Origin of the sequence: Pseudomonas putida (assembly GCF_028682475.1) — a bacterium.
GTDB classification, from domain to species: Bacteria; Pseudomonadota; Gammaproteobacteria; order Pseudomonadales; family Pseudomonadaceae; genus Aquipseudomonas; species Aquipseudomonas putida_AG.
The window spans coordinates 31691-44239 of record NZ_JANHLE010000024.1 but is presented as its reverse complement, the minus strand read 5'-3'; the positions used below and the strand labels follow the sequence as shown (position 1 = coordinate 44239).

Sequence of the window (12549 nt, the reverse complement as noted above, 5' to 3'; positions counted from 1 at the left end):
TATTAATAACCAAATTACAAATGCGTTGCCTGATTGGCGACCGCTGCGCGCTCGATCGCTGGCAACGCCAGCTCCCACAAGTATCTCGCCAAGCGGCATAAAAAAAGGGACCACCCCCTGCCCAGGAATGGCCCCTGAAGTCTTGCCTGAGGTGTGTTGCTCAGCGGGCGGTGATCACCGACAGTTTGGTAATCCCCGCACGTTCGATCGAGGCCATGGCACGCGCCACTTCCCCATAATTCACGCCATCGTCCGCCTGCAGCTGCACACGCAACGCCGGGTCCTTGGCCTTGGCGGTCTGCAGGCTGGTTTCCAGCCGGTCAGGCTGGACTTCATCCTTGTTGATGAACAGTTTGCCGCCACCATCGATGCTCACCACCAACGGGTCTTTCTGCTCCACCGGCGCCACGGCTTCGGTCTTCGGCAGGTTGATCGGGATGGCGTTGGTCAGCAGCGGCGCGGTGACGATGAACACCACCAGCAACACCAGCATCACGTCCACCAACGGGGTTACGTTGATCTCGCTGAGTACTTCGTCACTGTCCTGGGTCGAGAAGGCCATATCAGGAAGCCTCCTTCACTTTTTGCTGCGTGCCGCCGGCCGCTTTGTAGGCAGTCGGGTGCACCAGCACACGGAAGGCACTCTTCTGCGCCAGGCTGTAGAAGTCGTGAGCGAAGTCATCGAGGTCGGCAGCGGTCAGCTTCAGGCGCCGCAGGAAGTAGTTGTAAACCAGCACCGCCGGCACCGCGACGGCGATCCCCACACCGGTGGCGACCAGCGCCGCACCAATCGGCCCAGCAACGGTTTCAAGGCTGGCCGAGCCCGCCGCGCTGATGCCCTTGAGGGCCTCCATGATGCCCCAGACCGTACCGAACAGACCGATGAACGGCGAGGTGCTGCCGATACTGGCAACCACCGCCAGGCCGCTTTCCAGCGAGCGCCGCTCCCGCACGATCTGCTGGCGCAGGGCGCGCTCCAGGCGATCCTGATGGTTGATGGCCTGGCTCAGGTCACTGGCCGGGCCGGGCTCGCCGACGGCAATGGCGGCATAACCGGCCTCGGCCACCCGGGCGGCAGAGCCAGGCTGGGTTTCGCTCAGTTCGGCCGCAGCATCCAGACTGGAGGCGGCCCAGAAGTGTTTGTGGAAACGCTTGTCCTGATTCCTCAGGCGCACAAACTGCACACCTTTGACCAGGGCCAGGCCCCAGGTGATGACAGAGAAGCCCACCAGCAGCCAGATCACCGCGCTTTCGATGGATTCGAGGGGGGATGCCAATAACGTCATGATCAATACTCTCTCTGTTAGCGCGAATTAGTGGATCTTGAATTCGATCGGCACGCTGACCCAGCCGTCCACGGCCACCTCACCCTGCTTGGCCGGGACGAAGCTCCAGCGCTTGACCGCGGCCAGCGCCGCGTCGTCGAGCTGCTGGCGGCCGCTGCTGCTCTGCAGCTGAATCTCGCCGGGTTTGCCGCTGGCCAGCACGTGCACGCGCAACATCACCGTGCCTTCCCAGCCGCGTCGGTGGGCCAGCGCCGGGTACTCCGGGGCCGGGTTCTTCAGGTACCCGGCGCTGGCCGAGGCCGGGGTCACCGGGGCGGGCGCAGGCGGTTTCGGTGCGGCCACCGGTTGCGCTGGCGCGGGCGGCTGCTCGAGCGCCTTGGGCGCAGGTTTGGGCTGCGCTTTGGCCACGGGTTTTGCCGCCGGCTTGGGCTTGGGCACCGGCTTGGGTGCAGGTTTTGCCGCCAGCTCATCGACCACCGGGGGTGGCGCTGCGACCACGGCAGGTGGTGGCGCAGGCGGTGGTGGCTCGACTACAGGCGGCGCCGGCTGCGAGAACTCGATGGTCATCGGTGGAATTTCCGGCGCCACCACCGGCAACACCGGCGTTGGCGTCTGGCTGACCCAGTAAGCAACGCCACCGTGCAGAGCCAGAGCGAAAATCCCCAGGAGGATTTTTTCCCGGCGGCCCAAGGCGCTTTTCGGCGTGCGCTGCAGGCGCTGGTGCGCCAGAGGAACACGGTGCGGCCGGCCGAGATCGACCAGCTCACCGCTCGGCGTCTGGCGCCAATGCACATCGAGCGCGGTGGCGGCGGTCTGGACATTACCCATTGATCAACTCCCGGGATCGCTATGTGTATGGATCATCACTGCAGATCGCTTATTTCTTAAAGTAATCTTTAAGGTTATGAGTAGAACTTTAAGAAATATAAAAATTCTGCATTTCGCGCTAAGCCCCGCCACTCAAGGCCTCGGGCAGAAGGCTGGGTTGGCGATGCCTGCCGCGCATCAAAAGTATTCGCGGCAGGCATGGAAAACCCGCTCTCAAAAGTCGTAGCGACCGGTCAGGCCCAAGGTTTTCGGCGTGCCCACCAGGCCTTCATAGCCGCCGTTGGCAGCACTCCAGAGGGTGGTGTAGTAGGTCTTGTCGAAGGCGTTTTTCAGCCACAGCGAGACGTCCCACTGGCCCTGACCGAGATCACCGCGCAAACCGGTGGACAGGTTGACCACGGCGTAGCTGGGGATCTGTGCGAAGTCGGAGTCCTCGACCGTGCCGACTGCCTTGGAGCGGAAGGCATAGCTGGCGGTGACGTAGGGCTGCAGGCCGTTGTCCAGGTCCCACTGGTACTGGCCGTTGGCATTGCCGATCCATTTCGAGGCGCCGACCACCTGATGGCCGGTGAGGTCGCAGGAAGCGGGAGCCCCTGGCTGCAGGGCGACTTCCGGGGCGCACGGGGCATCTTTGTAGGACAGGTAACTCACATCGTTGTACGAGCCGTTGAGGTTCAGGGTCAGGCCGCGGATCGGCACCAGAGTGCTTTCCACTTCAACCCCGCGGGAGCGCACGGAACCGGCGTTGGTCAGGTATTGCACCCGGTTGGCTTCGTCGTAGGCGTTGGTCTGGTAGCCGTGCACTTCGGTCCAGAACAGGTTGGCGTTGAGTTGCAGGCGGCGATCCCAGAGGGTGCTCTTCAGACCCAGCTCGGCGTTGTTGGCGCGCTCGGTACCGACCAGCAGCGACTCGGCGCCGGCCACCGGCGCGGTCGCCACCGTCAGGTTGACGCCGCCGGACTTCTCGCCATGGGACAAGGTGGCATAGCCGAGCAGATCATCGGTAAAGCGATAGCTCAGGTTGAGCAGGCCCGAGGGGCTGAAGGTGTACTGGTTGAGGTCGCCGGAATCATAGGCGCCGACTCGCGCCTGCCGGGCAGCGGCTGCCGCGCCAGTGACAGCCGAACCACCAGCCGGGGCTGCACGATCGACCCAGGCGCTTTTCTCTTCATAAGTGCCACGGATGCCGGCGGTGAAGTCCAGACGCTCGGTCAGGTGCCAGGTGCCTTGGCCGAACAGGGCAAAGCTGTCGGTCTCGATATGACCTTTGCCGAGGGTGGTGACGTTGGCCAGGGCACCGGTCGGGGTGCCATTCCAGATATCCGCCTGGGGACCGTAGTAAACAAAGGATTTGTTATCCAGATCGGAGCCGAAGTAATAGGCGCCCAGGACGTAGTCAAAGAAGCCGCCGGTGGGCGAGGCCAGGCGAAACTCCTGCGAGTACTGCTTGTCACGCACCGAGATCCCGGAGTTGTACGCCGCGGGCACATTCAGGCCCTCGTCGTTGCGCGGGGTGAAGTCCCACCAGCGGTAGGAGCTGACGGAAGTGAGGGTGAAATCGTTGTCCAGGGTCCAGTTGGCTTCCAGCGAGGTACCGCCCTGGAACACCGTCACCTGTTGATCGCTGTCCAGATTGACCTTGCGCTTGCTGCCATCAATCAGCGTGGCACCCGCCGCCCTGGCCCGGGCTTCGTAGCGGTTGACGCCATTGATGGTCGGCCCGGTGCTGTACAGCAGGCGGGTGCCGGCGCTGGAGTCCTCTTCGTTGTAGTCGCCGATCCAGCGCAGGTTGAACTGCTCGCTCGGCTTGTACAGCAGCTGGCCACGAAAGCCCTGGCGTGAACCGCCATTGAGGGTATGTCCGTCAAATTCGTTCTTGATGTCGCCATCGCTACGGGTCCGGTAGGCCGAAATGCGCCCGGCCAACGTCTCGCTCAACGGCCCGGACAGGGTGCCCTTGGTCTGGAAGTAGCCATCCTCGCCCACCGAGGTCTCGATGCTGCGCTCGGGGGTAAAGCTTGGCGCGCGGGTGCTGATGTTGATCACCCCGGCGGTGGTGTTCTTGCCGAACAGGGTACCTTGCGGGCCGCGCAGCACTTCCAGCTGCTCGATGTCCATCAGATCGAACACTGCCATGCCCGGCCGACCGAGGTAGACGTTGTCCAGGTACAGGCCAACGCTGCCTTCCAGGCCATCGCTGGCCGGGTTGTTGCCCAGGCCGCGGATCGACACGCTGGACTGGCGCGCATGCATGTAGGCGACGTTGACGCTCGGTACCAGTTGCTGCAGGTCTTGTATGCGGTACACGCGCTGGGTTTCCAGCGCCTGGCCATCGATCACACTCATCGGTGTCGGCACGTCCTGGGCGCTCTCCTCGCGGCGGCGGGCAGTCACGGTGACGGTCTTGAGCTGGCTGTCGCTGGCTTTTACCGCAGCCTGCTGCGGTTCGTCGGCCTGAGCCGGCAACCAGTGCGCACTACCGGCCAGCAGCAAGGCCAGGGGCAGGCGCTGGAGCCGCCGGGAAGAGAGAGGTGCAAGGCGATGGGTCGGGCTCATGGGCGGCTCCTGGCCAGGAATACATATTCCTATTGGCTATTTATTTATTAACTGAAATAGTTTTATCGAATAAGTGATGACCTTTATAAGGAGTGCGACAGAGGTAGGGCAAATGCCTTTGCCCGATACTTTTTATGAGAAAAATGCATATGCCGCGCAGGCGTGAACGCGCCGCCACAGTGCGCTGGCCGCGGTGGTTGATTGGCAGGTTTTGGGTGTCACGGGCGGGGGTTCATCGCTGGCAAGGCCAGCTCCCACAAGGTTCTTTACATGCCGAACTACTGTGGGAGCCGGCCTTGCCGGCGATGGGCTGCAAGGCAGCCCTGACTGCTATCAAATATTGGCGACTTTCTGCCAGACCTTGGGTTTGAAGAACAAAGTCTCGCCACGCACCAGCCCGGTCAGGCTGTCATGATCCTTGACCACTTCGGCTTCAATCAATTCGCTCTGCCCTTCGACCTTCAAGGTCACCCGGGTGGTTGCGCCCAACGGCCGGATATCACGCACTTCAGCGGCATGGTGGCCCTCGACTTCATGCCGCGACAACGACACTTCATGAGGGCGGAACAGCACGTGATGGCCTTCGCTCAGGTGCAGGCGGTTGGAGTCGCCGAGGAAGTGGTAAACGAAATCGCTGGCCGGGTTCTCGTATACCTCGCCCGGCGAGCCGATCTGCTCGATCACGCCCTTGTTCATCACCACGATGCGGTCGGCAACCTCCATCGCCTCTTCCTGGTCGTGGGTCACGAACACCGACGTCAGGTTGATGTCTTCGTGCAGGCGCGCCAGCCAGCGGCGCAGCTCTTTACGCACCTTGGCATCGAGGGCGCCGAACGGCTCGTCGAGCAACAGCACCTTGGGCTCGACGGCCAGGGCACGGGCCAGGGCGATACGCTGGCGCTGGCCACCGGAAAGCTGCTCGGGATAACGGTCGCTGAGCCAGTCGAGCTGAACCATGTTCAATAGCTCATGGACCTTCTCGGCAATCTTGCTTTCGCTCGGCCGCTCGCCCTTGGGCTTCATGCGCAGACCGAAAGCGACGTTGTCGAACACGCTCATGTGACGGAACAGGGCGTAGTGCTGGAACACGAAACCGACGTTGCGATCACGCACATCGTGGCCGGACACATCCTCGCCATGGAACACGATATTGCCCTGGTCGGGGGTTTCCAGCCCGGCGATGATCCGCAGCAGGGTGGTCTTGCCGCAGCCGGACGGGCCGAGCAGCGCCACCAGCTCACCGCTGTGGATATCCAGGTTGATGCTGTCCAGAGCCTGGAAAGCGTTGAAGCGCTTGCTGACGTTACGAACTTCGATCGACATGAATTATTCCTCCGCTGCGCTATGGCGCAGACGGTTAATACGGTTCTCGCTCCACTGCTTGAGCAGCAGGATGAAGAGCGCCAGGATCAGCAACAGGCTGGCGACGCTGAAGGCCGCAACGTGGTTGTATTCGTTGTAGAGGATCTCGACGTGCAGCGGCAAGGTGTTGGTCACCCCGCGAATGTGCCCGGAAACCACCGACACTGCACCGAACTCACCCATCGCCCGCGCGGTACACAGCACCACGCCGTAGATCAGGCCCCATTTGATGTTGGGCAGGGTCACGTGCCAGAACATCTGCCAGCCGTTGGCACCGAGCAGGCGCGCAGCCTCTTCTTCCTGGGTGCCCTGCTCCTGCATCAGCGGGATCAGTTCACGGGCAACAAAAGGCACGGTGACGAAGATGGTTGCCAGGACAATGCCCGGCAAGGCGAAGACGATCTGGATGTCGTGATCCTGCAGCCACGGCCCGAACAGGCCCTGGGCACCGAACATCAGCACATAGACCAGACCGGCGATCACCGGCGAGACCGAGAACGGCAGGTCGATCAGCGTCACCAGGATGCTCTTGCCGCGGAAGTTGTACTTGCTCACGCACCAGGCGGCGCTGACGCCGAACACTAGGTTCAGCGGCACCGAGATGGCCACGGCGATCAGGGTCAGCTTCAGGGCCGACAAGGCGTCAGCCTCGAAGATCGCTTCAAAGAATGTGCCCAGGCCCATTTTCAGGCCCTGGGATACGACGATAACCAGCGGCAGCAGCAGGAACAGGGCGAAAATCAACCAGCCGAGGCTGATCAGGATCCGCCGCGAGGTCGAACTGCCACGGCGCGCGGCATTGGCCGAAGCGGCCGCGCCAAGGGTAGATGCAGACATGGACGTGGCCTCCTTCAAGGGGTTTCGATGCGCCGCTGCAGCAGGTTGATCAGCAGCAACAGGACGAAGGAAACCACCAGCATCAATACGCCGATGGCAGTGGCGCCGGTGTAGTCGTACTGGTCGAGCTTGACCATGATCAGCAGCGGCAGGATCTCGGTTTTCATCGGCATGTTGCCGGCGATGAAAATCACCGAACCGTATTCACCGACACCGCGGGCAAAGGCCAGGGCAAAGCCGGTCAGCCAGGCGGGCAACAGCGCTGGCAGCAGCACGTAGCGAAACACCTGCAGCGGCTTGGCGCCCAGGCAGGCGGCGGCTTCTTCGACTTCCCGGGGGATGTCGGCCAGTACCGGTTGCACCGTACGCACCACGAACGGCAAGGTCACGAAGGTCAGTGCCAGGGTAATACCCAAAGGGGTGTAGGCAATCTTGAAACCCAGGTCGGTGGCGAACTGGCCGACCAGGCCCGCTGGCGCGTACAACGCGGTCAAGGCGATACCGGCTACAGCTGTCGGCAGGGCGAACGGCAGGTCGATCATCGCCTCGATGATCTTGCGCCCCGGGAAGGTGTAACGCACCAGTACCCAGGCCAGCAAGGTGCCGATGATGCCGTTGATGATGGCGGCGCAGAGGGCAGTACCGAAGCTCAGCTTGAGTGCGGCGAGGACGCGCGGCGCACTGATGATGGCCCAGAACTGCTCCCAGGTGAGCTGGGCGGCATGCACGAACATGGCCCCCAGCGGTATGAGCACAATCAGACTGAGGTACACCAAGGTGTAGCCCAGCGTCAGCCCGAAGCCGGGTATGACGGGGGAGATACGACGTGACATAAAGGTCCCTGGTTGAACGCACGAAGCCCGGGACGAATCCCGGGCCCATGCTGGCTACTGAATGGCGATTATCCTGACGGCCATGACTTACTGAGCCGTGTAGATCTGGTCGAACACACCACCATCGTTGAAGAACTTGGGTTGGGCAGTTTTCCAGCCACCGAAGTCTTTGTCGATAGTCACCAGATCCAGTTTCGGGAACTGCTTGGCGTATTCGGCGGCAACTTTTTCGTCACGCGGACGGTAGAAGTTCTCGGCGGCGATTTTCTGCCCGGCCGGGCTGTACAGGTGTTCCAGGTACGCCTTGGCAATCGCTTCGTTGCCCTTTTTCTCGGCATTCTTGTCGACCACCGCCACCGGCGGCTCGGCGAGGATCGACAGTGACGGCACGACGATTTCGAACTTGTCGTTGCCACCGTCTTCCTTGAGGGCCAGGAACGCTTCGTTTTCCCAGGCCAGCAACACGTCACCCTGACCGTTGTTGACGAAGGTAATGGTCGAGCCACGGGCGCCGGTATCGAGCACCGGTACGTGCTTGAACAGCTCCTTCACGTATTCCTGGGCCTTGGCTTCGCTGCCACCGGCTTTCAGGCCGTAGGCCCAGGCGGCGAGGAAGTTCCAGCGCGCACCACCGGAAGTTTTCGGGTTCGGGGTGATCACCGAGACGTCTTTCTTGATCAGGTCGCCCCAGTCCTTGATGCCTTTGGGGTTGCCCTTGCGCACCAGGAACACGATGGTCGAGGTGTACGGCGTGCTGGCCTCCGGTAAACGGGTCTGCCAGGTGTCCGGCAGGGTCTTGCCGAGCTTGGCCACTTCGTCGATGTCACCGGCCAGGGCCAGGGTCACCACATCGGCGCGCAGACCGTCGATCACCGCCCGGGCCTGCTTGCCCGAACCACCGTGGGACTGTTGGATCTTCACTTTGTCGTCCGGGTGAGCCTGCTGCCAGTGCTTGATGAACTCGGCGTTGTACTGCTGGTACAGCTCGCGGGTCGGATCGTAGGACACGTTGAGCAACTCGTAGTCCTTGGCGATGGCGGAACCGGCAAACACGGCGCTGGCGAGGGCAGCCAGGGCATAACGGCGGATGGACATGGTGAAGCTCCCGATTGGCTATTTTTTCTAATTAGGGTGATCAGCTGGGCTTGTTGCCGGGATTCTGCAGGCGGAACTTTTCCTTGCGTTCGATCTGTACGACCTGGGCGTTGTGTACGGTGATTTCCACCGCCCCAAAGCGCAGATCGCGCAGAGCGCTCTGGATTTCGCGCAGAATGGTGGCTTCGTCCTGACCGTCAACGCTACGCAGAGATGCGCTCATGCTCGTGCTCCTGTGAATAAGGGACGCCGTGCAGTTGCATGAAGGGGAGCGACTGCGCCTGGCTTGAGGGCAATCTTAGGGCGCGTTGAATATTCTTAAAAATACTATTTAAGAATTTTTATATAACCAGAATCACACGGCATCGCCGACAAGGCCGACTCCCACAGGGGGGATATTGTGGGAGCCGGCCTTGCCGGCGATGAGGCCCTCAGACCCAGCGCAATTGCTGCGCCGGAACCGGCCGCCCAAACCAGTACCCCTGCCCCAGCTGGCACTCATGTTCGAGCAAAAACTGCGCTTGCTCGGCCTGCTCGATGCCTTCGGCAAGCACCTGCATACCCATGCTTTTGCCCAGCGCGATGATCACCCGGACAATCGCCGCATCGTCTTCATCCCACGGCAAGCCAGCGACAAAACCCTGGTCGATCTTGAGCTTTTGCACCGGCAAACGCTTGAGCCGCAGCAGCGAAGAGTAACCCGTACCAAAGTCATCGATGGCCAGCCGCAGCCCCAGCTCGCGCAAGCGATGCAGCTGCTCCAACGCGACTTCCGGGTCATCCATCACTGCACTTTCGGTCACTTCCAGCTCCAGCATCGCCGGCGCCAGACCGGTTTCATGCAGTACCTTGGCCACCTGTTGATAAAGGTCGCGATGAGCAAACAGGCGACTGGAGATGTTCACCGCCACAAACTGCAGCGGCCGCCCGCTGGCCTGCCACTGCACCATCTGCGCACAGGCATGATGCAAGACCCAGGTATCGATTTCGGCGATCAGCCCGGTGCGTTCGGCAATCGGAATGAACTCGCCGGGCGCCACCAACCCACGCTGTGGGTGCTGCCAGCGCACCAGCGCCTCGACACCAATCATCGCGCCGCTGTTGAGCTCATGCACCGGCTGGTAATAGACCTGCAACTCTTCCTGCTCCAGCGCCCGGCGCAGCTCTCCAGCGGTTTCCACCCGCTGCTGGGCATGGGCCGTCAGCTCTTCGGTGTACAGCGCGTAACCGGCACGGCCGCAGGCCTTGGCCTTGAACAGCGCCGAGTCGGCATTGCGCAACAGCTGCTCGGCGCTCAGGGCATCACTGGGGAACAGACTGATACCAATGCTGGCGCTGATGAACAGGCATTGATTGTCGAGTTCGAAGGGTTGCTTCAATGCATCAATGATATTTTGCGCCAGTGCCGCGGCCTGGCCGACCTGCGGACACTGCTCGGTGAGCACGGCGAACTCGTCGCCCCCCAGGCGCGCCAGGGTCACGCCGCTGCCGAGCAATGCCTTGAGGCGCTCGCCCACCCCCTTGAGCAACTGATCACCGACATTGTGCCCAAGGCCGTCGTTGATGCTCTGGAAATGGTCCAGGTCGAGTAACAGCAGCGCACAACCGCGCTTGTTGGTCTGAGCCGCGGCCAGCGCCTGCTCGGCGCGATCATTGAACAACAGACGGTTGGGCAGGTCGGTGAGTGGATCATGGTGGGCCAGGTAGGCCAGCTCGCGCTCACTGTGCTTGATCGCACTGATATCACTGAACACCGCCACATAATGGCTGAGCTCGCCGCTGTCATCGCGGATCGAGCATATGGTCTGCCACTGCGGGTACACCTCGCCACTCTTGCGCCGGTTCCAGATCTCGCCGCTCCACTCACCCTTTTCAGCCAGGGTCGCGTAGATCTCCTGATAGAACGCCGGCCCATGCCGCCCGGATTTGAACTTGCTCGGCCGCTGACCGATGACTTCTTCCTTTTCGTAACCGGTGATCTGCATGAACGCCCGGTTCACATGCACGATCACCCCACTACTGTCGGTAACCAGCACGCCTTCAAGGGTACTGTCGAACACCGCCGCGGCCATGCGCAGACGTTCGCGGTCTTCACGGCGCAGGCGTGCGCCGACACCGATGAAATTCAACAGCCGGGCACGGGACGTGAAGATCAACAAGGCGCTGCAGAGCACCCAGATATAAGCGCTGAACAATTGCCAGCGGGCCAGTTGCTGAGGATTATCGAAAAGGTTGCTCAATAATTGATCAGACAGTGCCAACCAGAGCACAGACAACACCAGATAGAGCGCAGCCATGCGCATGGCGTCTCGAATGGAAGCAGACATAAGGTCCTGACAAGCCCACAAAAAATATTGGGGGATTATAGGGTAGAAACATCCCGTGACCTCCTATCTAAAAGGCCGACTGGTTTTATTTGCCGGTGCAGGGATAATGCTTCCCGCTGTTCCTTATGTTCTAGAGGGCCCTTTCGCCTATGTGGTACCAAGGTTTGCTCAACTTGTCGGCCTGGCAACTGCTGGCAGTTACCCTGGTCATGACCCATGTGACCATCGTCAGTGTCACGGTCTACCTGCACCGCTACTCCGCCCACCGCTCGCTGGAACTGAACGCCGGGCTCAAGCACTTTTTCCGCTTCTGGCTGTGGTTGACCACGGCGCAGAACACCCGCGAGTGGACGGCCATCCACCGCAAGCACCACGCCAAATGCGAGACCGTCGACGACCCGCACAGCCCGGTGATCCTGGGCTTGTCCACGGTCCTGCGCAAAGGTGCCGAGCTGTACCGCGAAGAGGCACAGAACCCGGAAACCCTGCGGATCTACGGCAAGAACTGCCCGGAAGACTGGATCGAGCGCAACCTCTACTCGCGCTACAAACTGGGTGGCATCGCCCTGATGGCGGTCATCGACCTGCTGCTGTTCGGCACCATCGGCATCACCATCTGGGCAGTGCAGATGATGTGGATTCCGTTCTGGGCCGCCGGGGTCATCAATGGCCTGGGCCATGCCGTCGGTTATCGCAACTTCGAATGCCGCGACGCCGCCACCAACCTGGTGCCCTGGGGCATCATCGTCGGCGGCGAAGAGCTGCACAACAACCACCACACCTACCCCAACTCGGCCAAGCTGTCGGTCAAGCGCTGGGAGTTCGACATGGGCTGGGCGTGGATCAAATTGTTCTGCTTCCTGCGCCTGGCCAAGGTGCAGCGCGTCGCGCCGATCGCCCATCGAGTCGAAGGCAAAGGCCAGCTGGACATGGACACCGCCATGGCGATCCTCAACAACCGCTTCCAGATCATGGCCCAGTATCGCAAGCTGGTGATCGCGCCGCTGGTCAAACAGGAACTGGCACGCGTGGATGACTCGGTGCGCCATCAGTTCCGCCGCGCCAAGCGCTTGCTGTCGCGGGAAACCAGCCTGCTGGAAGACCGTCACCACCTGCGCATCCAGACCATGCTCGAACACAGCCAGGCGCTCAAGACCATCTACGAAAAACGCCTGGCCCTGCAACAGATCTGGCTACGCACCAGTGCCAACGGCCACGACATGCTGGCGGCGATGAAAGACTGGGTACACGAGGCCGAGGCCAGCGGCATTCAATCGCTGCGCGACTTCGCAGCCCAGCTGAAAACCTACTCCCTGCGCCCTGCAGCGAGCTGACGCCGTTGATCGGCGCGCCCGTTGCGGGCGCGCTGTCCGGAACTTCACCGCCTATTCTCACTCTGACAGGCATAACGCCCGCGTGGCGGGC

At 61.7% G+C, this 12549-nt stretch carries 11 protein-coding genes; 1 reads left to right on the top strand and 10 read right to left on the bottom strand.

What is annotated here, in order from left to right; all coding sequences use genetic code 11:
• Positions 1–160 precede the first annotated feature (160 nt).
• The 10 genes from NPS47_RS19005 to dibA form a co-directional block, all read right to left on the bottom strand.
• On the bottom strand, positions 161–562 hold the full coding sequence (locus tag NPS47_RS19005; protein ID WP_274296336.1) for an ExbD/TolR family protein: 402 nt from the start codon (positions 560–562) through the stop codon (positions 161–163).
• A gap of 1 nt (position 563) precedes the next feature.
• Positions 564–1286 carry a MotA/TolQ/ExbB proton channel family protein gene (locus NPS47_RS19000; protein WP_274296335.1) on the bottom strand — a complete coding sequence of 241 codons (723 nt, stop codon included), beginning with the start codon at positions 1284–1286 and terminating at the stop codon, positions 564–566.
• Between the two features lie 27 nt (positions 1287–1313).
• Positions 1314–2114 carry an energy transducer TonB gene (locus NPS47_RS18995; protein WP_274296334.1) on the bottom strand — a complete coding sequence of 267 codons (801 nt, stop codon included), beginning with the start codon at positions 2112–2114 and terminating at the stop codon, positions 1314–1316.
• 213 nt (positions 2115–2327) lie between these two features.
• Positions 2328–4670: a TonB-dependent receptor gene (locus tag NPS47_RS18990; RefSeq protein WP_274296333.1), complete on the bottom strand. Its 2343-nt coding sequence runs from the start codon at positions 4668–4670 to the stop codon at positions 2328–2330.
• 333 nt (positions 4671–5003) lie between these two features.
• Complete coding sequence (locus NPS47_RS18985) at positions 5004–5993, bottom strand: sulfate/molybdate ABC transporter ATP-binding protein (RefSeq protein ID WP_274296332.1); 990 nt, start codon at positions 5991–5993, stop codon at positions 5004–5006.
• Between the two features lie 3 nt (positions 5994–5996).
• The gene (cysW, locus tag NPS47_RS18980; protein ID WP_038605430.1) at positions 5997–6869 is read right to left on the bottom strand and encodes a sulfate ABC transporter permease subunit CysW; all 873 of its coding nucleotides are present in this window, start codon (positions 6867–6869) and stop codon (positions 5997–5999) included.
• A 14-nt stretch (positions 6870–6883) separates the two neighbouring features.
• Complete coding sequence (gene cysT, locus NPS47_RS18975) at positions 6884–7702, bottom strand: sulfate ABC transporter permease subunit CysT (RefSeq protein WP_107025791.1); 819 nt, start codon at positions 7700–7702, stop codon at positions 6884–6886.
• 87 nt (positions 7703–7789) lie between these two features.
• The gene (locus NPS47_RS18970) at positions 7790–8797 is read right to left on the bottom strand and encodes a sulfate ABC transporter substrate-binding protein (RefSeq protein ID WP_274296331.1); all 1008 of its coding nucleotides are present in this window, start codon (positions 8795–8797) and stop codon (positions 7790–7792) included.
• A 40-nt stretch (positions 8798–8837) separates the two neighbouring features.
• Complete coding sequence (oscA, locus tag NPS47_RS18965; RefSeq protein WP_007941032.1) at positions 8838–9020, bottom strand: sulfur starvation response protein OscA; 183 nt, start codon at positions 9018–9020, stop codon at positions 8838–8840.
• Between the two features lie 208 nt (positions 9021–9228).
• Positions 9229–11124 (bottom strand): phosphodiesterase DibA, encoded by a 1896-nt coding sequence (gene dibA, locus NPS47_RS18960; RefSeq protein ID WP_274296330.1) that lies wholly within the window; start codon positions 11122–11124, stop codon positions 9229–9231.
• A 149-nt stretch (positions 11125–11273) separates the two neighbouring features.
• Between dibA and desA the strand changes: the two genes are divergently transcribed.
• On the top strand, positions 11274–12458 hold the full coding sequence (desA, locus tag NPS47_RS18955) for a delta-9 fatty acid desaturase DesA (RefSeq protein WP_274296329.1): 1185 nt from the start codon (positions 11274–11276) through the stop codon (positions 12456–12458).
• Positions 12459–12549: the final 91 nt, after the last annotated feature.

What these genes read in the sequence shown, in the direction of transcription:
- NPS47_RS19005 (WP_274296336.1), bottom strand. Translation starts at nt 562, where the DNA reads ATGGCCTTCTCGACCCAGGACAGTGACGAAGTACTCAGCGAGATCAAC.
- NPS47_RS19000 (WP_274296335.1), bottom strand. Translation starts at nt 1,286, where the DNA reads ATGACGTTATTGGCATCCCCCCTCGAATCCATCGAAAGCGCGGTGATC.
- NPS47_RS18995 (WP_274296334.1), bottom strand. Translation starts at nt 2,114, where the DNA reads ATGGGTAATGTCCAGACCGCCGCCACCGCGCTCGATGTGCATTGGCGC.
- NPS47_RS18990 (WP_274296333.1), bottom strand. Translation starts at nt 4,670, where the DNA reads ATGAGCCCGACCCATCGCCTTGCACCTCTCTCTTCCCGGCGGCTCCAG.
- NPS47_RS18985 (WP_274296332.1), bottom strand. Translation starts at nt 5,993, where the DNA reads ATGTCGATCGAAGTTCGTAACGTCAGCAAGCGCTTCAACGCTTTCCAG.
- cysW (WP_038605430.1), bottom strand. Translation starts at nt 6,869, where the DNA reads ATGTCTGCATCTACCCTTGGCGCGGCCGCTTCGGCCAATGCCGCGCGC.
- cysT (WP_107025791.1), bottom strand. Translation starts at nt 7,702, where the DNA reads ATGTCACGTCGTATCTCCCCCGTCATACCCGGCTTCGGGCTGACGCTG.
- NPS47_RS18970 (WP_274296331.1), bottom strand. Translation starts at nt 8,797, where the DNA reads ATGTCCATCCGCCGTTATGCCCTGGCTGCCCTCGCCAGCGCCGTGTTT.
- oscA (WP_007941032.1), bottom strand. Translation starts at nt 9,020, where the DNA reads ATGAGCGCATCTCTGCGTAGCGTTGACGGTCAGGACGAAGCCACCATT.
- dibA (WP_274296330.1), bottom strand. Translation starts at nt 11,124, where the DNA reads ATGTCTGCTTCCATTCGAGACGCCATGCGCATGGCTGCGCTCTATCTG.
- desA (WP_274296329.1), top strand. Translation starts at nt 11,274, where the DNA reads ATGTGGTACCAAGGTTTGCTCAACTTGTCGGCCTGGCAACTGCTGGCA.